General features: G+C 70.4%; 24 protein-coding genes and 1 tRNA gene. 9 read left to right on the forward strand and 16 right to left on the reverse strand.

The annotated features are described in order from the left end of the window. Nucleotides 1–74: 74 nt before the first annotated feature. From ACFVQZ_RS24345 to ACFVQZ_RS24355, 3 genes are all read right to left on the reverse strand, one after another. Entirely contained in the window at nucleotides 75–278 is a 204-nt protein-coding gene (locus tag ACFVQZ_RS24345; protein ID WP_030495900.1) for a cold-shock protein, read from the reverse strand. A 273-nt stretch (nucleotides 279–551) separates the two neighbouring features. Then, complete coding sequence (locus ACFVQZ_RS24350; protein ID WP_081959257.1) at nucleotides 552–1,088, reverse strand: DUF1772 domain-containing protein; 537 nt, start codon at nucleotides 1,086–1,088, stop codon at nucleotides 552–554. Nucleotides 1,089–1,099: 11 nt separating this feature from the next. Continuing rightward, nucleotides 1,100–1,750, reverse strand: coding sequence for a maleylpyruvate isomerase family mycothiol-dependent enzyme (locus ACFVQZ_RS24355; protein ID WP_030495898.1), 651 nt, complete (start codon nucleotides 1,748–1,750; stop codon nucleotides 1,100–1,102). Nucleotides 1,751–1,821: 71 nt separating this feature from the next. On the opposite strand from ACFVQZ_RS24355, the gene ACFVQZ_RS24360 reads away from it, so the two are divergent. Further along, nucleotides 1,822–2,736 (forward strand): LysR family transcriptional regulator, encoded by a 915-nt coding sequence (locus ACFVQZ_RS24360; protein WP_383625972.1) that lies wholly within the window; start codon nucleotides 1,822–1,824, stop codon nucleotides 2,734–2,736. Nucleotides 2,737–3,068: 332 nt separating this feature from the next. On the opposite strand, the gene ACFVQZ_RS24365 is transcribed toward ACFVQZ_RS24360, so the two are convergent. From ACFVQZ_RS24365 to ACFVQZ_RS24375, 3 genes are all read right to left on the reverse strand, one after another. After that, nucleotides 3,069–3,632, reverse strand: coding sequence for a DUF5994 family protein (locus ACFVQZ_RS24365; RefSeq protein ID WP_036415441.1), 564 nt, complete (start codon nucleotides 3,630–3,632; stop codon nucleotides 3,069–3,071). Between the two features lie 144 nt (nucleotides 3,633–3,776). After that, nucleotides 3,777–4,988 (reverse strand): PP2C family protein-serine/threonine phosphatase, encoded by a 1,212-nt coding sequence (locus ACFVQZ_RS24370; protein ID WP_383625976.1) that lies wholly within the window; start codon nucleotides 4,986–4,988, stop codon nucleotides 3,777–3,779. Between the two features lie 140 nt (nucleotides 4,989–5,128). Continuing rightward, nucleotides 5,129–5,401, reverse strand: a complete 273-nt coding sequence (locus tag ACFVQZ_RS24375; RefSeq protein ID WP_036415438.1) for a hypothetical protein — start codon at nucleotides 5,399–5,401, stop codon at nucleotides 5,129–5,131. 230 nt (nucleotides 5,402–5,631) lie between these two features. Here ACFVQZ_RS24375 and ACFVQZ_RS24380 point away from each other — a divergent pair, with 230 nt between their 5' ends. Beyond that, nucleotides 5,632–6,108 carry a DUF5994 family protein gene (locus tag ACFVQZ_RS24380; protein WP_383625980.1) on the forward strand — a complete coding sequence of 159 codons (477 nt, stop codon included), beginning with the start codon at nucleotides 5,632–5,634 and terminating at the stop codon, nucleotides 6,106–6,108. A gap of 59 nt (nucleotides 6,109–6,167) precedes the next feature. On the opposite strand, the gene ACFVQZ_RS24385 is transcribed toward ACFVQZ_RS24380, so the two are convergent. Further along, nucleotides 6,168–6,238 (reverse strand) — tRNA-Gly (locus ACFVQZ_RS24385). 400 nt (nucleotides 6,239–6,638) lie between these two features. Between ACFVQZ_RS24385 and dcd the strand changes: the two genes are divergently transcribed. Both dcd and ACFVQZ_RS24395 read left to right on the forward strand, forming a co-directional pair. After that, nucleotides 6,639–7,214: a dCTP deaminase gene (dcd, locus tag ACFVQZ_RS24390; RefSeq protein ID WP_030495892.1), complete on the forward strand. Its 576-nt coding sequence runs from the start codon at nucleotides 6,639–6,641 to the stop codon at nucleotides 7,212–7,214. Between the two features lie 14 nt (nucleotides 7,215–7,228). Continuing rightward, nucleotides 7,229–7,726, forward strand: coding sequence for a phosphoribosyltransferase (locus tag ACFVQZ_RS24395; RefSeq protein ID WP_030495891.1), 498 nt, complete (start codon nucleotides 7,229–7,231; stop codon nucleotides 7,724–7,726). 21 nt (nucleotides 7,727–7,747) lie between these two features. Here ACFVQZ_RS24395 and ACFVQZ_RS24400 read toward each other — a convergent pair whose 3' ends face one another. From ACFVQZ_RS24400 to ACFVQZ_RS24430, 7 genes are all read right to left on the reverse strand, one after another. Next, entirely contained in the window at nucleotides 7,748–8,395 is a 648-nt protein-coding gene (locus ACFVQZ_RS24400) for a contact-dependent growth inhibition system immunity protein (protein WP_383625985.1), read from the reverse strand. 12 nt (nucleotides 8,396–8,407) lie between these two features. Next, nucleotides 8,408–8,713: an RNase A-like domain-containing protein gene (locus tag ACFVQZ_RS24405; RefSeq protein ID WP_383625989.1), complete on the reverse strand. Its 306-nt coding sequence runs from the start codon at nucleotides 8,711–8,713 to the stop codon at nucleotides 8,408–8,410. Nucleotides 8,714–8,723: 10 nt separating this feature from the next. After that, nucleotides 8,724–9,392: a hypothetical protein gene (locus ACFVQZ_RS24410; RefSeq protein ID WP_383625992.1), complete on the reverse strand. Its 669-nt coding sequence runs from the start codon at nucleotides 9,390–9,392 to the stop codon at nucleotides 8,724–8,726. Nucleotides 9,393–9,402: 10 nt separating this feature from the next. After that, on the reverse strand, nucleotides 9,403–11,109 hold the full coding sequence (locus tag ACFVQZ_RS24415) for an RNase A-like domain-containing protein (protein ID WP_383625995.1): 1,707 nt from the start codon (nucleotides 11,107–11,109) through the stop codon (nucleotides 9,403–9,405). 1 nt (nucleotide 11,110) lies between these two features. Continuing rightward, nucleotides 11,111–11,410, reverse strand: coding sequence for a WXG100 family type VII secretion target (locus ACFVQZ_RS24420; protein WP_383625998.1), 300 nt, complete (start codon nucleotides 11,408–11,410; stop codon nucleotides 11,111–11,113). Nucleotides 11,411–11,459: 49 nt separating this feature from the next. Continuing rightward, entirely contained in the window at nucleotides 11,460–11,870 is a 411-nt protein-coding gene (locus tag ACFVQZ_RS24425; protein WP_383626002.1) for a WXG100 family type VII secretion target, read from the reverse strand. A 161-nt stretch (nucleotides 11,871–12,031) separates the two neighbouring features. Further along, the gene (locus ACFVQZ_RS24430) at nucleotides 12,032–12,868 is read right to left on the reverse strand and encodes a Yip1 family protein (RefSeq protein ID WP_383626005.1); all 837 of its coding nucleotides are present in this window, start codon (nucleotides 12,866–12,868) and stop codon (nucleotides 12,032–12,034) included. A 192-nt stretch (nucleotides 12,869–13,060) separates the two neighbouring features. On the opposite strand from ACFVQZ_RS24430, the gene ACFVQZ_RS24435 reads away from it, so the two are divergent. Beyond that, nucleotides 13,061–13,723, forward strand: a complete 663-nt coding sequence (locus tag ACFVQZ_RS24435; protein ID WP_383626008.1) for a hypothetical protein — start codon at nucleotides 13,061–13,063, stop codon at nucleotides 13,721–13,723. A gap of 61 nt (nucleotides 13,724–13,784) precedes the next feature. Here ACFVQZ_RS24435 and ACFVQZ_RS24440 read toward each other — a convergent pair whose 3' ends face one another. Next, nucleotides 13,785–16,043, reverse strand: a complete 2,259-nt coding sequence (locus ACFVQZ_RS24440; RefSeq protein WP_383626011.1) for a (Fe-S)-binding protein — start codon at nucleotides 16,041–16,043, stop codon at nucleotides 13,785–13,787. Nucleotides 16,044–16,200: 157 nt separating this feature from the next. After that, nucleotides 16,201–16,722: a sugar transferase gene (locus ACFVQZ_RS24445; protein WP_036415434.1), complete on the reverse strand. Its 522-nt coding sequence runs from the start codon at nucleotides 16,720–16,722 to the stop codon at nucleotides 16,201–16,203. A gap of 246 nt (nucleotides 16,723–16,968) precedes the next feature. On the opposite strand from ACFVQZ_RS24445, the gene dnaK reads away from it, so the two are divergent. Genes dnaK through ACFVQZ_RS24465 form a run of 4 tightly spaced genes read left to right on the forward strand, consistent with a single transcriptional unit; the run spans nucleotide 16,969 to nucleotide 21,114 of the window. After that, entirely contained in the window at nucleotides 16,969–18,807 is a 1,839-nt protein-coding gene (gene dnaK, locus ACFVQZ_RS24450) for a molecular chaperone DnaK (RefSeq protein ID WP_030495886.1), read from the forward strand. Beyond that, nucleotides 18,804–19,460 (forward strand): nucleotide exchange factor GrpE, encoded by a 657-nt coding sequence (gene grpE / locus ACFVQZ_RS24455; protein ID WP_030495885.1) that lies wholly within the window; start codon nucleotides 18,804–18,806, stop codon nucleotides 19,458–19,460. Before dnaK ends, grpE begins: the two co-directional genes overlap by 4 nt. A gap of 33 nt (nucleotides 19,461–19,493) precedes the next feature. Continuing rightward, the gene (dnaJ, locus tag ACFVQZ_RS24460) at nucleotides 19,494–20,666 is read left to right on the forward strand and encodes a molecular chaperone DnaJ (RefSeq protein ID WP_030495884.1); all 1,173 of its coding nucleotides are present in this window, start codon (nucleotides 19,494–19,496) and stop codon (nucleotides 20,664–20,666) included. A gap of 4 nt (nucleotides 20,667–20,670) precedes the next feature. Beyond that, on the forward strand, nucleotides 20,671–21,114 hold the full coding sequence (locus ACFVQZ_RS24465; RefSeq protein ID WP_030495883.1) for a heat shock protein transcriptional repressor HspR: 444 nt from the start codon (nucleotides 20,671–20,673) through the stop codon (nucleotides 21,112–21,114). Nucleotides 21,115–21,205: the final 91 nt, after the last annotated feature.

A 21,205-nucleotide genomic window follows, 5' to 3' on the forward strand; every position in this document is an offset into this window, starting at 1 on the left:
AACGCAGAGAGCTGGGGCCCGCACCCCGAAGGATGCGGGCCCCAGCTGCTCAAGGTGCTTGTGGCGCGTCAGCGTCAGGCGGGAACGATGTTCTCCGCCGTCGGGCCCTTCTGGCCCTGCGCGACGTCGAAGGAGACCTTCTGGCCCTCCTGGAGCTCGCGGAAGCCCTGGGTGGCGATGTTCGAGTAGTGGGCGAACACGTCAGGACCGCCACCCTCCTGCTCGATGAAGCCAAAACCCTTCTCCGCGTTGAACCACTTGACGGTACCGGCAGCCATGTCTTTTCTCCTTCGGGAAGTGCAGCGGAAAACGCGACCTGCGAATTCCGTGTCGCCGCGATGATTCCCTGCCCGGAAAAAGACCGGAACGCACGATGTCTCCGCCCGGCGCGCGGCCGGACGGGGACACCTGAAAATTTCGGGTACCAAAACTGCAACTGATTCGACAGTAGCACGCCGGAACGCGCCGTGCGGGTTTCGTATTTTTCCGTGCGCGCCGCCGATAAAAAACCTCACGGTGGCACCGGCTGAAATCTCGCTTCGCGAACGCAGTTATTCGACGCCCGGGAATGCGCCGCCCCGAGCTGCGCCCGCGCCCTCCCGCGTCGGTACGACGCCCCGCGGCGGCCACAGGGCGAGGACGATCAGCAGGGCGAACGCGGTGAGGGCGGTGAGCGTGCGCAGGTTGTTGAAGAGTTCCCAGCGCCCCAGGATCTCCGCGTGATCGACCGGCGCCGAGGTGACCGCCCATTCCTTGATCCGGCCGTTGATCGGCACATTGCCGAGCCGGGTCGTCAGGAACGACGCGAGGGTCAGCAGCCCCGCGGTCCCCGCGATCAGCCGGGCCCGGCCGCGGCTCAGGGCCGCGAGAGCGAGGGAGCTCAGCGTCGACACCGCCATCGCGGCCTGCACGGTGATGCCGTTCCTCTTCATCAGCTCGGCGTGGAACGACAGCCGCATGTCGAGCGGTACCGCGTCGAAGGTGGGGACGAGGTTGGCGGCGCCGTAGCCGAACGCGCCGGCGAGGAGCCCGGTGGCGAGCAGGGCGACGGCGTGGACGAGACGGACGCGCGGGTGCGTGAACTCCATGGCGGGCCCCCTCACGCGGATGCCTGGAAGCGATCGGCCCGCGCACCGCGCAGGTGCCCCGGGGGGAGCCGCCGGCCGTACGCGACGAGGAGGAGGTCCTGTGCGGCGCCGGTCACGGGCGTTCCGGTGCCGAAGGACCAGTCGAGGTCGTCGGCGCGGAGTGCGACGCCGCCGAGGTCGGCCCCGAAGAACCGGACGGTCCTCGCGTCGACGCTCTCCAGGAGGACGCGCACGCGGTCCTCGGGGACGCGGCGCCCGAGGCCCAGCGCGACGGTGATGTCCAGGCCGTGGACCACGTCGTGCCCCAGCGCCGCCACGATCCCGCCGACCGGCGGCTTCCAGGGGTGCTCCGCGTTGTCCCGCAGGAACGCGGCGAGTTCACGCGGCGCGTGGGCGGCCGCGTCCGCGCGGGCGCACCGGTCGGTCATCCGGTGCAGGTTCCCTCGCGCCCTGACCAGTTCCCACGCCATCCTGGGGAACGCGTACCGGAACCCCATCGACATGTGGGCCGCGACCTCTCGCACCCGCCACCCCCCGCACAGGCTCGGCGCGTCCCACTCCTCCGTCGCCAGGCCGTCCAACACGGCCGCCAGCTCCCGGCGTTCGCCCGCGATCGCCGCTCTGATGTCCGCCGCCGGCATCCTGCCCGTCGTGTTCCCCATACCTCCCAGGCTTTCGGTAGCCCCGCCATAAGTCCAAGAGTTTGCCCGTCTCGCACCTAGCATGATCAGTTATGGACATTCGGCAGCTCCGGTACTTCGTCACCGTCGCGGAGGAAGCCAACTTCACCCGAGCCGCCGCCCGTCTGCACCTCGCGCAGCCGGGGCTGAGTGCCCAGGTCCGCCGACTGGAGAAGGAACTCGGGCACCAGCTGCTCGACCGCTCCGGCCGGTCGGTGACCCTGACCGAGGTGGGCGAGGCCGTCCTGCCGTACGCGCGGGCCGCGATCACCGCCGTCGAAGCGGTACGGCAGACCGCGGACGAGTACACCGGCCTGCTGCGCGGACACGTCACCCTCGGCCTCGTCGCGGGCGCGGCGGCGGCGGCCCACCGGTTCGACCTCGCCGGGCTCCTGGCCGGCTTCCACGAGGACCACCCCCAGGTGGAGATCGCCGTCACCGAGGACACCTCGGAGCGGATGCTCGCCGCACTGCGCCGGGGGGAACTCGACATCGCCGTGATCGGCCTCACGACCGAGGAACCCCCGCCGGGCGTCTCCCTCCAGGTCCTGGTCGACGAACCCCTGGTCGCGGCCGTCCCCCCGGACGACCCCGCCCTCACGCCCCCGGACCGCACCGACATCCCGCTGGCCGAACTCCGCGACCGCCCGCTGATCAGCCTGCCGCGCGGCACGGGGCTGCGCGGGGTCCTCGACCGCGCGTGCGCGCGGGCGGGGTTCCCGCCCCGCATCGCCTTCGAGGCGGCCGCCCCGCTGTTCCTCGCCCAGCTCGCCGCCCGCGGCCTCGGCGTTGCGGTGGTCCCGGCCCTCCCCGCCGAGACGGCGTCGGCCCTGGGCCTCCGCACGCTCCGGATCACCGAGCCCCGCCTCCGCGGCCGAGTGGCCCTGGCCTGGCGCGCCGACGGCCCCTCCACCCCCGCCGCCACCGCTTTCCTGGACCTGCTGCGCACGGGCCTGATCCCCACGTGACGCCACACGCGGACCGAGGCGGCTGGCTGAAGACCAGCTCCGCCATCAGCTTCAGCCAGTACTTCACCCGGTGCCACTGCCGGCAGAACCGGTTCGGCCGCCGCCAGTTCCGGTGCTCATCGAGCGCTCGGTCGCATTCCTTGCAGCGCCTCACGCGTGTCCGCGTTCCGTAGGCCGCAACTCTCCGTCGTGCGTTGACACTCGCATGTCTGGGCAACGACGAAGCCCCAGGTCGCTGACCTGGGGCTTCGTGGGCGCCCGTTTCGACCGCTGTTCACCGCCACCAAGGGCACGGATGGGGCACGGGAGCGGAGAGCGGGGCGCAGCAGGTGTCATCTCCGCATGCCCTGGGGCGGCGGGTAGATCATGCGTGCCCCGACGACGGGGTGGGGGTGGGGACGGGGCTGCGGGGAGGCGCCGCCGTCCGTCTCCCAGGCGTCCTCACGGGCCCCTGCCTCCCGCAGGAGACGACCGGTCGCGTTCTCCTCGGACATCAGGGTGCCGGTGGTGTGGACGTTGCCCGGGATGGACGCGGCGGTCATCAGGCGCGCGGCGGAGGAGGGTTCGGTCTCCGGGGGGATCACGAGCAGGTCGCAGCGGCCGAGGCTGTACGAGAGCAGGATCATGGTGTCGGGGGCCTGGTCGATGAACCAGCCGACGTGCACGGCGTAGCCGCCGACGGGGACCTTGCGCAAAGCAACAGGCCAGGGGGCCGGGTTCGCGGTGATGCGCGTGACGCGTCCGAAGCGGTCCCGCAGCGCCTCCGCCAGGGGCGGCAGCTCGGCGGCGAGATCGCGTGTGTAAGGCCACCAGGCGCCGTCGAGCAGGCCGGCCAGAGAGGTGATCGGGGTCAGTGCCAGGCGTGCCTGGCGCGTGGGAGCGGTGGTGCTGGTCATGAGACCGGGACCCGTCCCCGGGGCGCCCGCGGGTGCCCCGGCCTAGTGAGCGCCGGGAACGACGTCCGCGTGGTGGCGGGTGTGCGAGGTGCTCCCGGTACCTCCAACGTACTCCGCGGCGGGGCCGGACGCGCCGGGTCCCCGTCACCCTCGTCCGCGCCACTCCACGAGGACGAGGGTCGCGTCGTCGGTGGTGGCCCCGCCGCGGGCCCGCCGGAGCGTGTGGGACAGGTCGCGTGCCACGGCCCGTACGCCCCGGTCGGCCCGGTCCAGCCGATGGACCCAGTCGATCAGCTGGTCCTCGCCGAACTCCTCCTGCCCGCTCTCGTGTTCCTCGATCAGACCGTCGGTGAAGCAGAGGATCCGGTCCCCGGGTTCGAGCGCCACCTCGCTGACCTGCGGCTGGTCTCCGCCGAAACCGACGGGGAGGGTGGTGGGGCTGTCGAGGCGGCGTACGACGCGATGCTCGCGGATCAGCATGGGGGCGGGGTGCCCGGCGTTGACCCACTGGAGGCGGCCGGTGCCGGTGTCGAGCCGCAGCATCTGCGCGGTGACGAAGTGGTCGGGGGCGAACTGTTCGGCGACGGCCCGGTCCATGAAGAGGTAGATCTCGGAGAGCTCGACGCTGGTGCGGCGGGCGTGCCGGTACGCGCCGATGGCGACGGTCGCCATGGTCGCCGCGTCCAGGCCGTGGCCCATGGCGTCGATCATGGCGAGGTGGAGGACGTCGCCGTTCAGGGCGTAGTCGAAGCTGTCGCCGGCCACGTCGTAGGCGGGTTCCAGGACTCCGGCGACGGCGACGCGGGGCATCGTCATGGCGAGGGGTGGCAGGAGCGACCACTGGATCTCGGCGGCGACGCTCATCGGTTCGCCGCGGCGGGTGCGGAAGAAGAGGTCGGTGTAGCCGTTCTTGGTCCGGATGGTGTCGGCGGCCAGGGCCGCGAGCCTGCGCAGGAGACGGCGGGCGTCGTCGTCGACCGTGTCCAGGGTGACGCCCAGGACGCCGGCCTGGTCGCCGCCGTCGAGCAGCGGCACATGAACCCGTACGCCGTCGGCCGCCGGCACCTCGACCGGACGCGAGGTGAGGAAGCAGCGACCGGCCGCCGAACCGTCGATGGGCACGGGATCGCCGCCCGCCAGTCCGTCCCCGGCGAGGGGGACCAAGCTCTGCTGCCCGTAGTCCTGGAGCAGGATCTGCGGATCCCGGCCGCCGATCCGGGCGAGGACGTCGGCGAGGGCGGGCGCCACCCGGTCGGGCGGCAGCGCGTGGGCGTGATCCAGGAGCCCGCCCAGCAGCATCTCCCCGAAGCTCTCCGAGCGGTCGGGATTCCCGTCCTCGTGCGGTCCGACGGTCATCCGGGGGCCTCCAGGCGGGCGGCGGGGCGACACCCTGGTCCGGTGCCGACGGGCCGATCCATCGGCATCGTGGTGCGGCTTCCAGGATGCTCCGCGGCGCCCGGGGATGCCACGCGCGCCCGGCGGCTCCGGTCGCCCGGTCAGGGTTCCTCGGAGTGGGGCCCGGCGCCGCTCGGGGGCCTGCTGCTGGCCAGCCAGGACCGGGCCGGTTCGGCGGTGCGGGCGGTGTCGACGGTGAGGTGGAGGCGGGTGCCCCCGCCCGGGGCGGGATAGCTGCGCTGCTCGCCGCCGGCGAAGCAGCGGCGGAGGACGTCGGCCACCATCCGTGCGGCGTCCGGGGTGGCGGCGACGATGCGGACTTCGGCGTGCCCCGGCGGCGGCAGGGCCTCGGCTTCTGGCTCGCTGCGGTCCAAGAACGGCACCGTCCTTTCTCGTCGGAGGCCGGGCTGGGGTCAGGCCTCCGTACGTCCACGGTACGTCCGGAAGTCCGGCGCCGATCGGTTCCGCGGTGGGGACGGCGCGTCCGCGGGTCCTCCCGGAGTACGGTGAAAGAACGGGGCCGCCGCCCCGCTCACCGGCCCGGCGTCCGCCGTGGCACCGGTCCGGGCGGCAGCGGCATCACCCGTGGACGGACGGACCGACCATGACCGACACAGGCATTCCCCGCACGCCCCCGCGCCTCCTGCCGGACGAGATCCACCGGGCCGTCGGACCGGGCACCGCGCTCCTCCGACTGGAGACGACGGGGTCCCGGCAGAGTCTCCTCGACGGGGCCTGGTGGCCGCGCTCACGCGACGTCGAGCGCGAACTCCCGCCGCTGATCACCGCCCTGACCGCACACCTCGGACCCCTCACCCGGGTCGGCCTGGACGCCTCGGCCTGGAACGACATCCCGGTTCGTCTGATCGTCGACGACCGGGTCGTGCACCTCGACTCCTTCCCCGTCGGCGACGACACCGTGCTGATCACCCGCGGCGACGGCGACCACTTCTCCCTCATGGTCGTCCCGCCCGCCACGACGCCCGAGGCCGCCCGCACGGCCATGGCCCGCGCCGTCCACGCCGGCAATGTCACCCAGGCCGCCAAGATCCTCCTCGCCGAACTCCCGCACTCCCCGTAGGCGGCACCCCCCTGGACGACGACGAAGCCCCAGGTCGCTGACCTGGGGCTTCGTGGAAGAGCGGATGACGGGAATCGAACCCGCGCTATAAGCTTGGGAAGCTCATGTTCTACCATTAAACTACATCCGCACAGCGGCCGGATGAGCCGGTCGCATCGTTGCACACTGTACCCCATGCGCCACGGGTGGCGTAGTCCGTCTCTCTTCGGCGGGTCGGAGTGCCGCGTGGAGGGCTGTCCTGTTGATCCCCTAATGTGGCTGTCTCGTCCAGCATGTGTGTAGGGGAAGGGACTTGATGGGTTCCGTGGAGCGCACCGTCGTCCGCTGTGCCGAAGGGCACGTGTTCAGTACCGCCTCGTTTCCGCTTCAGCAGCTCGGTGCCGGGCGGATCGGGCCCGGGCGGCTCCTCCGGTGTCCGCGGTGCGCGCGGCTGAGGCAGGCGGTGCCGGTGGAGGCGCGGCAGCGCTGACCTGGGCGGGCGCGGGCGGTCCCGATTGGGGCGGCTCGCGCCCTCTGCGTATCGTGGGGGCGTGCTTCTCTCAGACAAGGACATCCGGGCCGAGATCGACGCCGGGCGGGTGCGCATCGACCCGTACGACGAATCCATGGTGCAGCCGTCCAGCATCGACGTGCGTCTCGACCGCTTCTTCCGGGTGTTCGAGAACCACCGCTACCCGCACATCGATCCGGCCATCGAGCAGCTCGATCTGACGCGCGAGGTGGAGCCGGAGGGCGACGAGGCGTTCATCCTGCACCCCGGCGAGTTCGTGCTCGCCTCGACCTACGAGGTCATCACCCTGCCGGACGACATCGCGTCCCGGCTGGAGGGGAAGAGTTCCCTCGGGCGGCTCGGGCTCGTCACGCACTCCACCGCCGGGTTCATCGACCCCGGCTTCTCGGGGCACGTGACGCTGGAGCTGTCGAACCTCGCGACCCTCCCCATCAAGCTCTGGCCGGGGATGAAGATCGGGCAGCTGTGCATGTTCCGGCTGAGCTCGCCCGCCGAGTTCCCGTACGGCAGCGAGCGGTACGGCTCCCGGTACCAGGGCCAGCGGGGGCCGACGGCCTCCCGCTCGTACATGAACTTCCATCGGACCCAGGTGTGAGGCGGTAGCCGGACATGAGTGAAGTACGCGAGAACCTGACGTACGAGGGCTTCGGGACCGCCGTCCGCGAGCTCGCCCAGACCATCGCCGACGACGGCTACGAGCCCGACATCGTGCTGTCGATCGCCCGCGGCGGCGTCTTCGTCGCCGGCGGGCTCGCCTACGCGCTGGACTGCAAGAACATCCACCTCGTGAACGTGGAGTTCTACACCGGCGTGGGGACGACCCTCGAGATGCCGGTCATGCTCGCGCCCGTCCCGAACGCGATCGACTTCTCCGACAAGAAGGTCCTGATCGCCGACGACGTCGCCGACACCGGCAAGACCCTCAAGCTCGTCCACGACTTCTGCGTCGACCACGTCGCCGAGGTCCGCTCCGCCGTCATCTACGAGAAGTCCCACTCCCTCGTGAAGTGCGAGTACGTCTGGAAGAAGACGGACGAGTGGATCAACTTCCCCTGGTCCGTCGAGCCCCCCGTCGTCAAGCGCGAGGGCCAGGTCCTCGACGCCTGAGCCCTCGCCCGCGGGGCGCGCTCAGGAACGGGTGCCGTGGAGCCGCCCGGCCAGGCTTGCCAGCCAGCCGCCGGGGGCGTACGGGGCCGGGGGGTCGACCTCCATGCCCAGCTCCTCCAGGGCGAGTGCGTAGTCGGACTCGCCCAGGGGCAGCGCGAGCAGATCGTGCAGCTCACCCGTCAGCTGGGCGATCAGGCCGCTGTCGGTGGTGTCCAGGTAGTCCTGGAGCGCGGCGTCGTGGTCCTCGAACTCGTCCGGCATGTCCTGGGAGAACCAGCCCCCGAGGAACTGGGCGAGCTCGGGAAAGCGGGCGTGCCACTCCCACCGGGTCCGCGGGGTGGACGGCGGGGGCGCCTGCCCCGTCTCGACGCTCTCCCGGAGCCGGTCGGCGAGGCTGACGAGCCACGGCTGGATCTCCGCGTCGGCCAGGCCGACATCCGGCACGGGATAGAACTCGCCGAGCCGGAGCCGCAGCCGCCCCGGCGGATTGTCCGAGTAGGAGCGCAGCTGCTCCTCGGCGACGGGGATCGCCCAGGGGCGGGTGCGCCAGGTGTGCCGCAGGTACGCGGTCAGCGCCTCCGGATCGTCGGCGCCGCGACCCATGTGGGCGCGGATCACATGGTCCAGTTCGCCGTACTTCCGGTCGTGCTCGCGTGGCGACAGGGGCAAGGGACACAGCCTCTACAGGTAGATCGGAAAGGTGGCGTGCACGGTGAAGCCGTGCGGGGCGTCCGGGCTGCGCCGGAGGATCACCCGGGCGGCGCGCACGTCGACCGGCTCCTGGCCGGCGAGCATCATCGCCTGGCGCAGCACGCGGCCGACCGGCTCCGGCCGGGAAGGCCAGGCCGCCTCGATGGTGAGACGCTGCCGGGTCGACTGGGCCAGCCATCGGTGGATGTTCTGCTCGTTGGCGGTCACCACCTGCTGGGTGGCCCACTGGGCGGTCTCCCGGTCGGGGTAGGTGGCGGAGGTGTGGGGGCTCGGCACGGGGTTTCTCTCAGTGCTCCTCGTCGATGTGGGTGTGTACGGCCGCGAGGATCGCCCGCAGTACGGGGGCCGACGCCCATGGTGCCGTCGCGGCCAGTCCGGCCACGGGCGCGGACGGGACGGCCGGTGTGGGGAAGAGCAGGAGCGCCTCCTGCAGCTCCGCGGCCAGCCCGGCCAGTGCGACCCGACAGCCATGGGGGTGCTCGGCGGCGACTCCCGCCCGGACGCCTTCGTCGAAGTCCTCGTACTCGCCCGATTCCACCCACCACCAGAACTGGTGGATCCTGCCGAACTTCAGTTCGGCCTCCCAGGGGGCCATCGGAAGCCGTCCGAAGTCCGGGACCGGCTTCTGCCCCTGGCCTCGGAGCGCCGCCGACAGCTGCCGCAGGAAGGCGGGTGCGGGTACGTCACCGGCGGCCTCGGCGAGCAGTGCGGCGAATCCCGCCGACAGGGTCGCCGGGTCCACCTGCTCCACCTCGTTCGAGACCAGGTCGAGGAGGGCGGCGACCGCGGCGATCGGCATGGCCCAGTCGGCTTGGGGCGACTCCCTGACCGTCCGGCAGAACCGGGCGATCTCGTCCTCCAGCGTCCTCGACGGGTCACGCCGGCAGACGGCCGCCAGTTCCAGGAGACGGGAGACGGCGCTGTCGTGGAACACGGCTCCGATGTATGTGGTCACGTTGCGCATGCTAAGGCGCCTCCGGCATGGAGGTCAGGACGATGAACGGGGGATCGGTGTGGTCCCCGATGTACTTGAGCGTCACCTTGACGCTGTGCACGTCCTTCGCCTGTGCCTGGAAGCCGTCCGCGGCGAAGTCGGCCCGGCTGAGCGAGCGTCCGGTGACCTCGTTGAAGGAGAGGCTGTAGCTCGGCTTCGAGTTCGGGTTGTACTGGTTGGGGTCCTTCTGCCGCTCCGTCCACCGCTCGATCAGCTCCGCGTTGCGTATGTCGTCCAGGACCAGCTGGGTGAGGCGCTGGGCGGAGGCGTGGTCCGTGAAGGTGGAGATGGCGCGCGGAGCCACCGTCCCGTCGGGGCGAACCGTCTCCTGGTCACGGAGGCGCTGCGCCAGCTGCTCGTCCGTCTTGCCGACGTGCTTGTCGACCGGATGGCTCCCTTCGATGCCCTCCTGGCCCGCGAGGTCGATGGGGAAGAAGTGGTTCTTCGGGTCCTCCCCGGGCACGGTGTAGGTGTGGACGGGTTTGAACTCGTGAAGTGCTCGGGCGCCGAAGGACTGGGCGCGGGCCTCCTCGGCGTGGAAGCTGGGGGCGCTCATGAACGCCTCGTCCAGGGGGGCGATCATGTCGTCGAACTGCCGGGTGAGAGCGTCCACCCTCCGCTCGTACCGGTTGACGATGGCGTTCATGGCGCTGGTGTCGATGTTCAGCGGGATGTTCAGACCGACCGCCGCCGCTCCCTTCACCACACCCTTGAAGATGCCCTTGACGTCCTTGAGGTCGAAGCCGTCCTTGAGGTCGACATCGAGGACGGCCTTCTTGACCGCCTCCAGGTACTCGTCGTAGACCTTCGCGTTCAGCTCGGCGGCCGCCTCGGCGAAGTCCCGCAGCAGTTCGCTCACCTTCCGGCTGGTGTCGGCCAGCACCGCGAGCACCGGGTGGCTCGCGCCGGCCCCCGAACCCGCCGTGTCGTGCTTCCACTCATACCCGGCCCTGCTCTTGCCCCATGCGGTGGTGCCCCACAGCGAGCTGCAGAACGTCCGCATCGCGTCGTGCCATTCGCTGTCGGCCTGGCTGGTGATGCCCGCCATGTAACCGGTCAAGCTGCCCTCGACGAGGAAGAGCGACCGGTTCGCGTGCCCCCAGTACTCGGAGAGCGAGTTCAGATGGTGCTGATCGGGGTAGGGATAGACATCCGGCACCCGGCCCATGCGGTAGGCATGCTTGACGGCGACCCGCACGGCGTCCACGATCGGCTCCGGGACCCACTCCAGGATGCGGACCCAGATCCTGTCGCCGCCGTCGTCGTCCCCCCACTTCAGGTCGGTGACGCGGGGGTATGCGGGGGCCGTCTCCATGACCGGGGGCGGAGGCACGGTGAGGGCCTGCTTGGTACCGCTCGGGTCCGAGGCGGCGTCCGCCTTGACGTAGTTGTTGGCCGTCGTGGTGAACCCGACGGCCGCGCCTCCGACGCTCACCACGCTCCGCGCCCATACCTCCAGGAAGCGGTTCCCGACCTTCGTGTAGGCGGCTGAGAAGGCCTGGGCCGACGTGCCGTAGCCACCTGCGTCCTGGTACTCCCCGAGTTCCCGGAGAAGGGTGTTCGCCGCCTTGTGCAGGTTCGTCTGCTCCTTGGCGAACTGGCCGGAGACCCGATAGAGGTCCGACGGCGTGACGTCGATGGTGCCGCTCTGCGCCGACGGGGGCGGAGGGGTGCCCATCTCAGCCCGCCCCCCATCCGCGCAGGACGGCACGGTGCGCCTCGGTGTAGTTCGCGTGGCCCGTCGTCACGATCTCGTGGAGCCACGCCTGGGACGCCTGGAGGTCCTGCATCCTCTTGTCCCACTGGTCGAGTTCCTCGACGAACGCTTCGCGCGCCTCGCCCTGCCAGGTGAGGACGACCTTCTCGGTACGCCCGTACAGCGTCTCCAGACGCTGGTTGAGCTGTCGGAGGATGTCTTCCAGTTCCGCCGCGGCCTCACGTAAGGTGCTGAAGCTGACAACTATGTGGTCGTTGCTCATGCGGAGTGCTCCCCCTGGATGTGTCGACGTGCGAAGTCGGTGCGCGGCGTCAGATGTCGCGCAGGCGGCTTGAGGCCGGTGGCGGCGTGCCGGCGTCGGACAGCGAGTCGGCCTCGCGGGCGACGTCCATGTGCGAAGTGACCGACCGCATGCTGCGGAGGGTGGCCAACTCCTGTTCGGTGAAGCCGTCCTGGCTCATGCGCAAGGCTTCCTCCAGGACCGCCAGGATCCCTCGGATGCGCACCGCGTCCTCGGCCACACCCCGGTGCAGGGCTCGGTAGCCCCGGGCGGCGTCACCTTGCCATCCGGCCTCGATGCGGTCGACGACCGCGTCCATACGCCTGACCTGGCCGTCGAGATGACGTTGCATCACGTCGAGATCGTCGGCGAGGCGGGTCAGAGCGCCGTCCTGCACGACGAGATCGCCGTTCCCCGCGGCTGTCCCGTTCTCACGTCGCATGCGCGTACTCCCCCGAAGTCCTGACAGCACCGACAATGTTGCATGTGCACATGACGGGGGGAACAGGGGGGTCGGATGTGACCTCCCTTACGGAGGCGCAGCGAGAGAGAGCCCCCGCCGGGTGTTCGGTGGGGGCTCTTTCGTGTGCGGGTGCGTGCGGGCTACAGCGTGCCCAGCTTGATCAGGCTCAGCAGGGCGATCAGCTGGATCGCGGAGGCGCCCAGGGCCTTGGGCCACGGGAGGTCGTGGGAGCGGCCGACCATGAGGGTGAAGAGCGCGCCGGCCGCGCCCCAGGTGATCCAGCCGATCATCTGGACGAGGCCGTTCTCGCCGCCCAGGAAGAGGGCGAAGAGGAGGCGGGGGGCGTCGGTGAGCGACATGATCAGCATCGACAGGCCGACCGTGGGCTGCCAGGTGCCGTCGCCGCCGAGCTGGCGGGCGAGGGTGTGGGTGACCGCGCCCAGGATCAGGCCGGCGAGGACGAAGCCGACGCCGGTCATCAGCACGTACGGGATCGTGCTGGAGATCGTCGCGTTCAGCACCTCGTCGCGGGCCTGGTCGAAGCCGAAGATCGCCAGCAGGCCGTAGAGGAAGGTGACGATCAGCGCCGGGCCCCACACCGCGTGGTCGCGCATCTGGAGGAAGGTGTCCGCCGGGCGCAGCACGATGCCGCTCAGGAGGGCCTTCCAGGGCAGGCGGGGGCCAGCGGGGGCCGGGGGCGCCTGGTAGCCGCCCTGCTGAGCGTACGGGTCGTCGACGCTGAACATCTGGGTGTGGCCCGGGTTGTTCGCCGTCGCCGCGTGCGGGTGCTGCGCGTGCGGGTCGCCGAAGTACTCGGGCTCCCCGTACGGCTGCTGCTGCCGCGGTGGCTGTTGCTGCCACTGCTGCTGCGGCGGGTACCCCTGCGGGGGCGCGTCGTACCCGTACGGCGCCTGCTGCGGTCGATGCTGCTGCGGGGGGCGGTTGTCCCGGCCGCGTCCGTTCCTGAATCCAGCCACGTCATTGAACGTACCCGCTTCCGCGGCGGGCCCGCTCCATTGCGGCTGACCTGTGACATCCCCTAGGGGACCCCTGAGCCGTGACGGGGCCGTGCGGTGGGCGCCGGGCGGCTGTTACAAAACGGACGTATCGCCTCAATGTGTGGTCCGTAGCGTCGGTGGGGTCAGCAGCGAAACCCCCTGGAGTTCTCCATGCGCCTCAACCGCCGTGCCCGCGTCCTCCGTACCGCCGCCGTCGCCGCCGGCACCTCCGCCGCCCTCCTGCTCCCGGCCGCCGCCGCCTTCGCGAGCGACCAGGCCGTGAGTGACCAGGCGCCTGCCGGCCAGGCTGTCTTCTGGCGGAACGTCGACCTCGCCGACGGCTCGCTCGCCAAGGTGTACCAGGACGGTCCCGGGCGCTTCTCCGCCGACGTCTACGGGGGCGGGCAGCTGCTCGGCACCCTCCGCAGCACCGACGGGAAGCCCGCGTACGGGGAGAACAACGGGCTCCACATCGTGCTCCGCCCCGACGGGACCGTCCGCTCGTGGCTGGACCGGGTCCCCGCGCCCCAGCCGGACCCGAAGCCTGCGCAGGTCGCGCTTCCCGGCGGGACCGTCGCCACCTTCGCCAAGAACGTCAAGGACGGCCCGCGCGTCCAGGTCGCCGCCGTCAACGGCAAGCGCCTCGCCACCGTCGACGCGCAGCACCTCACCGTCCGGCACCACGGCTGGACGTACAAGCTCGCCGTGCAGCCCGGCAAGCACCCGTACCGCTTCGTCGTCATCGACGCCCCGAAGCAGGGCGGCGACAGCTGGGTCTACGACCTGAACGGCAGGCTCGTCGCGACGTACCACGCCCACGCCCAGCAGCGCTGAGAGCGTGAGAAAGGGCCGTCCCACCGGGTGGGACGGCCCTTTCTCATGGTCTTACATCGTCTTACGCGACCGGCTCCGGCTCCTCCGCCGGGGTTTCCGGCTCGGGGTCGACCGGGGTCTTCACCGAGTCCAGCAGCAGCTGGGCCACGTCCACGACCTGGAGCGATTCCTTCGCCTTGCCGTCGTTCTTCTTGCCGTTCACGGAGTCCGTGAGCATGACGAGGCAGAACGGGCAGGCGGTGGAGACGATGTCCGGGTTGAGGGACAGCGCCTCGTCGACGCGCTCGGTGTTGATGCGCTTGCCGATCCGCTCCTCCATCCACATCCGCGCGCCGCCGGCGCCGCAGCAGAAGCCGCGCTCCTTGTGGCGGTGCATCTCCTGCTGGCGCAGGCCGGGGACGGCGGACATGATCTCGCGCGGCGGCGTGTAGACCTTGTTGTGCCGGCCCAGGTAGCACGGGTCGTGGTAGGTGATGAGGCCGTCGACCGGGGTCACCGGGATCAGCCTGCCCTCGTCGATGAGGTGCTGGAGCAGCTGGGTGTGGTGGATGACCTCGTACTCGCCGCCGAGCTGCGGGTACTCGTTGGCGATGGTGTTGAAGCAGTGCGGGCAGGTGGAGACGATCTTCTTGGCCGACTTCGGCTTCTTCGTCGACTCGTCCTCGTCGTCCTCGCCGAACGCCATGTTCAGCATGGCGACGTTCTCCTGGCCGAGCTGCTGGAACAGCGGCTCGTTGCCCAGGCGGCGCGGGGAGTCACCCGTGCACTTCTCCTCGCCGCCCATGATCGCGAACTTGACGCCCGCGATGTGCAGCAGCTCCGCGAAGGCCTTGGTGGTCTTCTTGGCGCGGTCCTCCAGGGCGCCGGCGCAGCCGACCCAGTAGAGGTAGTCGACCTCGGACAGGTCCTCGACGTCCTTGCCGACGATCGGGACCTCGAAGTCGACCTCCTTGGTCCACTCGACGCGCTGCTTCTTGGCCAGGCCCCAGGGGTTGCCCTTCTTCTCCAGGTTCTTCAGCATCGTGCCGGCCTCCGACGGGAAGGCGGACTCGATCATGACCTGGTAGCGGCGCATGTCGACGATGTGGTCGATGTGCTCGATGTCGACCGGGCACTGCTCGACGCACGCGCCGCAGGTGGTGCAGGACCACAGGACGTCCGGGTCGATGACGCCGTTCTCCTCGACGGTGCCGATCAGCGGGCGCTCGGCCTCGGCCAGGGCCGCGGCGGGGACGTCCTTCAGCTGCTCGGCCGTGGCCTTCTCGTTGCCCTCCATGTCCTTGCCGCCGCCGGCGAGCAGGTACGGCGCCTTGGCGTGCGCGTGGTCGCGCAGCGACATGATGAGGAGCTTGGGGGAGAGGGGCTTGCCGGTGTTCCAGGCGGGGCACTGCGACTGGCAGCGGCCGCACTCGGTGCAGGTGGAGAAGTCGAGGAGGCCCTTCCAGGAGAACTGCTCGACTTGGGAGACGCCGTAGACGTCGTCCTCGCCCGGGTCCTCGAAGTCGATCGGCTTGCCGCCGGTCGTCATCGGCTGGAGCGCGCCGAGGGCGGTCTCGCCGGTGGCGTTGCGCTTGAACCAGATGTTCGGGAAGCCGAGGAAGCGGTGCCAGGCGACGCCCATGTTGGTGTTCAGCGAGACCGTGATCATCCAGATCATGGTGGTGCTGAGCTTGATCATGGCGAAGAGGTAGACGAGCGTCTGGAGCGTCGCCACCGACATGCCCTTGAAGAGCAGGACCAGCGGGTACGAGGCGAAGTAGGCGGCCTCGTAGTGGTCGACGTGGTGCAGGGCGCCTTCCAGGCCGCGCAGCACGTAGATGGCCAGGCCGATGGTGAGGATGACCCACTCGACGAAGTACGCCTGGCCGGCCTTGGAGCCGGCGAAGCGGGACTTGCGGCCGGGGCGGGACGGCAGGTTCAGCAGCCGGATGACCATCAGGGTGGCGATGCCGAGGACGGTCATCGAGCCGATGAACTCGATGTACATCTCGTACGGCACGAAGCCGCCGATGACCGGCAGCGTCCAGTCGGCCTGGAAGAGCTGGCCGTACGCCGTGACGATGGTCGGCGGCAGGGTCAGGAAGCCGATGGCGACGAACCAGTGGGCGAAGCCGACGATCCCCCAGCGGTTCATCCGGGTGTGGCCCAGGAACTCCCGGACCAGCGTCACGCTGCGCTGGTAGGGGTTGTCGGTACGGGTGCCGGCCGGGACCGGCTGGCCGAGCTTGAAGTACCGGACGAACTGGCCGATGGCGCGAGCGAGCAGGGCAACGCCGACCACGGTCAGCGTCAGCGACACGATGATCGCGGCGAGTTGCATGACGGGCTCCTCGGGCGGGCCTGGGGCGCGGCTGGCGCGGCCTCTTCCTCGCCTCACCCTCGCCCTGAGCCTACTAAGCGGTAACTTATCTAGTCCGTGCTGAGATTACCGGGCGGGGCGCTCCACTTGTAGCGGACCTCGCGGTGATCTGTGTCGCTCAGGCAAGCCTTGCCGGACGGGCCGGGGCGCGCCGGAGACGACGACGGCGGACTGCTGGAAGCGTACGCGCCAGAACGGCCAGATCCATGCCGAGCCAGTGGTGGTCCACATAGTGGAGGTCCAGCAGCTCGCGTTCCTCCCACGGCAGGTCGGAGCGGTCGCTGATCTGCCAGGGTCCGGTGACGCCGGGGCGGACCGAGAGCCGGCGCCGGGCCTCGCCGACGCACTCCCGGTGGGTGGGGGAGAGCGGGCAGGGGCCGACGAGCGACATCTGGCCCCGGACGACGTGCAGCAGCAGCGGCAGCGCCGCCAGCGGACTGCGGGTCCGGAAGGTCAGCATCGTGAAGGGGCGCCCGTGCCGTCCGGCGACCGTGCGGCGGCGCAGGGCGGGGCCCTCCTGGGCGAGCGAGAGCAGGAGCGCGGTCGCGGCGAGGACGGGGGAGAGCAGCACCAGCAGCGCCGTACCCCCCACGAGGTCGAAGGCCCGCTTGAGGTCGACACTGCGGTGGTTCGCCGTCATGCCCCGGAACCCTCCGGCTGAGATCATGGGATGTTCGTGGGATATGCCTGCTTTGCCCGGCAAAGGGCATCAGGACTCTGCCACCTCCGGGGCTCCGCGTCAGGTAGCGACGCGCCCTCTGCGTCTCTTTGAGCGACTGAACGGGCGAAGAGTTGAGCGGGGTCGACTCAGGTCTGTTGACGCCCCCGGCTCCGTGAGGCATCCTTGAGTCAGTTCCACTCAAGTCAGTCAGCTGGAGGAATCGAAATGGCACGTGCGGTCGGCATCGACCTGGGCACGACTAACTCCGTCGTCAGCGTTCTGGAAGGCGGCGAGCCCACCGTCATCACGAACGCGGAGGGCGCCAGGACCACGCCGTCCGTCGTCGCCTTCGCGAAGAACGGCGAGGTGCTCGTCGGCGAGGTGGCCAAGCGCCAGGCCGTCACCAACGTCGACAGGACCATCCGGTCGGTCAAGCGCCACATGGGCACCGACTGGAAGATGGAGATCGACGGCAAGACCTTCAACCCGCAGCAGATGAGCGCCTTCATCCTGCAGAAGCTGAAGCGGGACGCCGAGGCCTACCTGGGCGAGAAGGTTGTCGACGCGGTCATCACCGTCCCGGCGTACTTCAACGACTCCGAGCGCCAGGCCACCAAGGAGGCCGGCGAGATCGCGGGCCTGAACGTCCTGCGCATCGTCAACGAGCCGACCGCCGCCGCCCTGGCGTACGGCCTCGACAAGGACGACCAGACGATCCTCGTCTTCGACCTCGGTGGCGGCACCTTCGACGTGTCCCTCCTGGAGATCGGCGACGGCGTCGTCGAGGTGAAGGCCACCAACGGTGACAACCACCTCGGTGGTGACGACTGGGACCAGCGCGTCGTCGACTACCTGGTGACGCAGTTCAAGAACGGTCACGGCGTCGACCTCTCCGCCGACAAGATGGCCCTCCAGCGTCTGCGCGAGGCCGCCGAGAAGGCGAAGATCGAGCTCTCCTCCTCGACCGAGACCTCCATCAACCTGCCCTACATCACGGCCTCCGCCGAGGGCCCGCTGCACCTGGACGAGAAGCTCACCCGGGCCCAGTTCCAGCAGCTGACCGCGGACCTCCTGGAGCGCTGCAAGGTCCCGTTCCACAACGTCATCAAGGACGCGGGCATCGCCCTCTCCGAGATCGACCACGTGGTCCTGGTCGGCGGCTCGACCCGCATGCCGGCCGTCGCCGAGCTCGTCAAGGAGCTGACCGGCGGCAACGAGGCCAACAAGGGCGTGAACCCGGACGAGGTCGTCGCCATCGGCGCCGCCCTCCAGGCCGGTGTCCTCAAGGGCGAGGTCAAGGACGTCCTGCTCCTCGACGTCACCCCGCTGTCCCTCGGCATCGAGACCAAGGGCGGCATCATGACCAAGCTCATCGAGCGCAACACCACGATCCCGACCAAGCGGTCCGAGATCTTCACGACGGCCGAGGACAACCAGCCGTCCGTGCAGATCCAGGTCTACCAGGGCGAGCGCGAGATCGCGGCGTACAACAAGAAGCTCGGCATGTTCGAGCTGACCGGCCTCCCGCCGGCCCCGCGCGGCGTCCCGCAGATCGAGGTCGCCTTCGACATCGACGCCAACGGCATCATGCACGTGACCGCGAAGGACCTGGGCACGGGCAAGGAGCAGAAGATGACCGTCACCGGCGGCTCCTCGCTGCCGAAGGAAGAGGTCGACCGGATGCGCCAGGAGGCCGAGCAGTACGCGGACGAGGACCACCGCCGCCGCGAGGCCGCCGAGTCCCGCAACCAGGGCGAGAACCTCCTCTACCAGACGGAGAAGTTCCTCAAGGACAACGACGACAAGGTCCCGGGCGACGTGAAGTCCGAGGTCGAGGCCGCGCTCGGCGAGCTCCGCGAGAAGCTCAAGGGCGAGGACGCCGCGGAGATCCGCACCGCCACCGAGAAGGTCGCGGCCGTCTCCCAGAAGCTCGGCCAGGCCATGTACGCCGACGCCCAGGCCGCCCAGGCCGCGGGTGGCGACGCCGGCCAGGCGAAGGCCGACGACGACGTCGTCGACGCCGAGATCGTGGACGACGAGCCCAAGAAGGACGGTCAGGCGTGAGCGAGGAGACCCCGGGCTTCGAGGAGAAGCCCGACGTCCCCTCCGGCGACGCCGCCGAGGCCGCCGAGTCCCCCGAGGACACGGCGGCCCCGGCCGGGGACGCGAACAGCGCGCCGGCGGCCGACGCCGGCCTCACCGCCCAGCTGGACCAGGCCCGTGCCGCGCTCACCGAGCGCACCGCGGACCTCCAGCGGCTCCAGGCCGAGTACCAGAACTACCGCCGCCGCGTCGAGCGGGACCGGGTCACGGTCAAGGAGATCGCCGTCGCGAGCCTCCTGTCCGAGCTGCTGCCCGTCCTCGACGACGTCGGCCGGGCCCGGGACCACGGCGAGCTCGTGGGCGGCTTCAAGTCGGTCGCCGAGTCGCTGGAGACCGTCGTCGCCAAGATGGGGCTCCAGCAGTTCGGCAAGGAGGGCGAGCCCTTCGACCCGACGATCCACGAGGCCCTGATGCACTCGTACGCGCCGGACGTCACCGAGACGACCTGCGTCGCGATCCTGCAGCCGGGGTACCGGATCGGCGAGCGGACCATCCGGCCCGCCCGCGTGGCCGTCGCCGAGCCCCAGCCGGGGGCGCAGGCCAAGGCCGAGGAGCAGGGCGAGGCCAAGGCCGACCCCGGCACCACCGATGCGTCCGAGAAGGACAGCGAGTAACAGCCGTACCCGCGTGCGGGAGGAGGGACGTCGATGAGCACGAAGGACTTCGTCGAGAAGGACTACTACAAGGTCCTCGGCGTCCCCAAGGACGCCACCGAGGCCGAGATCAAGAAGGCGTACCGGAAGCTCGCCCGCGAGAACCATCCGGACGCCAACAAGGGCGACACCAAGGCGGAGGAGCGCTTCAAAGAGATCTCCGAGGCGAACGACGTCCTCGGCGACCCCAAGAAGCGCAAGGAGTACGACGAGGCGCGCGCGCTGTTCGGGAACGGCGGCTTCCGGGCCGGCGGTCCCGGCGCGGGCGGCTCGTTCAACTTCGACCTGGGCGACCTCTTCGGCGGTGCCCAGGGTGGGGCCGGCGGTTTCGGCGGTGGCGGCCTCGGGGACGTCTTCGGCGGACTGTTCAACCGCGGCGGCGGCGCGGGTGCCCGCACCCAGCCCCGCCGGGGCCAGGACATCGAGTCCGAGGTGACGCTCAGCTTCACCGAGGCCATCGAGGGCGCGACCGTGCCCCTGCGAATGTCCAGCCAGCAGCCCTGCACGGCCTGTTCCGGCACCGGCGACAAGAACGGCACCCCCCGGGTGTGCCCGACCTGCGTCGGCACCGGACAGGTCTCGCGCGGCAGCGGCGGCGGCTTCTCGCTGACCGACCCGTGCGTGGACTGCAAGGGCCGCGGCCTGATCGCCGAGAACCCCTGCGAGGTCTGCAAGGGCTCCGGCCGGGCCAAGTCCTCGCGGACCATGCAGGTCCGGATCCCGGCGGGCGTCTCCGACGGGCAGAAGATCCGGCTGCGCGGCAAGGGCGCCCCGGGCGAGCGCGGCGGGCCGAACGGCGACCTGTTCGTCGTGGTGCACGTCGACGCCCACCCGGTCTTCGGCCGCAAGGACGACAACCTCACCATCACCGTGCCCGTCTCCTACCCGGAGGCGGCGCTCGGCGGCGACATCAAGGTGCCGACCCTCGGCGGACCCCCGGTCACGCTGAAGCTGCCCGCCGGCACCCCCAACGGCCGGACCATGCGCGCCCGCGGCAAGGGCGCGGTCCGCAAGGACGGGACGCGCGGCGACCTGCTGGTGACGGTGGAGGTCGCGGTGCCCGGCGAACTCGACGACAAGGCCCGCGAGGCGCTGGAGACCTACCGGGAGGCGACCGCCTCCACGGACCCCAGGGCCGAGCTGTTCCAGGCGGCGAAGGGAGCGTGACGCGGTGGAAGGAAGACGTCGGAACCCCTATGAACTGACCGACGAGACCCCGGTGTACGTCATCTCGGTGGCGGCCCAGCTGTCCGGTCTGCACCCGCAGACCCTGCGGCAGTACGACCGCCTGGGTCTGGTCTCCCCGGACCGCACGGCCGGCCGGGGCCGCCGCTACTCGGCCCGTGACATCGAACTGCTCCGCCAGGTGCAGCAGTTGTCGCAGGACGAGGGCATCAACCTGGCCGGGATCAAGCGCATCATCGAGCTGGAGAACCAGGTCGCCGCGCTCCAGGCCCGGGTCGCCGAGCTCTCGTCGGCCGTCGAGGGCGCCGCCGCGGCGATGCGCCAGCGCGAGGCCCAGGTGCACGCCTCGTACCGCCGCGACCTGGTGCCGTACCAGGACGTGCAGCAGGCGAGCGCGCTGGTGGTCTGGCGCCCCAAGCGCGACCACTAGGGCGTTTCTTTCGGATCATCTTGCCGACCAGATGAAGATGGCGGCGATGTGGAGTCCGGCGAGGTAGATGGTGGCGGTCTTGTCGTATCGG

The organism is Streptomyces sp. NPDC057854, from assembly GCF_042797055.1.
GTDB lineage: Bacteria > Actinomycetota > Actinomycetes > Streptomycetales > Streptomycetaceae > Streptomyces.

Coding starts and splice junctions, on each gene's coding strand:
- ACFVQZ_RS24345 (WP_030495900.1), bottom strand. CDS start 278: ATGGCTGCCGGTACCGTCAAGTGGTTCAACGCGGAGAAGGGTTTTGGC.
- ACFVQZ_RS24350 (WP_081959257.1), bottom strand. CDS start 1,088: ATGGAGTTCACGCACCCGCGCGTCCGTCTCGTCCACGCCGTCGCCCTG.
- ACFVQZ_RS24355 (WP_030495898.1), bottom strand. CDS start 1,750: ATGGGGAACACGACGGGCAGGATGCCGGCGGCGGACATCAGAGCGGCG.
- ACFVQZ_RS24360 (WP_383625972.1), top strand. CDS start 1,822: ATGGACATTCGGCAGCTCCGGTACTTCGTCACCGTCGCGGAGGAAGCC.
- ACFVQZ_RS24365 (WP_036415441.1), bottom strand. CDS start 3,632: ATGACCAGCACCACCGCTCCCACGCGCCAGGCACGCCTGGCACTGACC.
- ACFVQZ_RS24370 (WP_383625976.1), bottom strand. CDS start 4,988: ATGACCGTCGGACCGCACGAGGACGGGAATCCCGACCGCTCGGAGAGC.
- ACFVQZ_RS24380 (WP_383625980.1), top strand. CDS start 5,632: ATGACCGACACAGGCATTCCCCGCACGCCCCCGCGCCTCCTGCCGGAC.
- ACFVQZ_RS24395 (WP_030495891.1), top strand. CDS start 7,229: ATGAGTGAAGTACGCGAGAACCTGACGTACGAGGGCTTCGGGACCGCC.
- ACFVQZ_RS24415 (WP_383625995.1), bottom strand. CDS start 11,109: ATGGGCACCCCTCCGCCCCCGTCGGCGCAGAGCGGCACCATCGACGTC.
- ACFVQZ_RS24420 (WP_383625998.1), bottom strand. CDS start 11,410: ATGAGCAACGACCACATAGTTGTCAGCTTCAGCACCTTACGTGAGGCC.
- ACFVQZ_RS24425 (WP_383626002.1), bottom strand. CDS start 11,870: ATGCGACGTGAGAACGGGACAGCCGCGGGGAACGGCGATCTCGTCGTG.
- ACFVQZ_RS24435 (WP_383626008.1), top strand. CDS start 13,061: ATGCGCCTCAACCGCCGTGCCCGCGTCCTCCGTACCGCCGCCGTCGCC.
- ACFVQZ_RS24440 (WP_383626011.1), bottom strand. CDS start 16,043: ATGCAACTCGCCGCGATCATCGTGTCGCTGACGCTGACCGTGGTCGGC.
- ACFVQZ_RS24445 (WP_036415434.1), bottom strand. CDS start 16,722: ATGACGGCGAACCACCGCAGTGTCGACCTCAAGCGGGCCTTCGACCTC.
- dnaK (WP_030495886.1), top strand. CDS start 16,969: ATGGCACGTGCGGTCGGCATCGACCTGGGCACGACTAACTCCGTCGTC.
- dnaJ (WP_030495884.1), top strand. CDS start 19,494: ATGAGCACGAAGGACTTCGTCGAGAAGGACTACTACAAGGTCCTCGGC.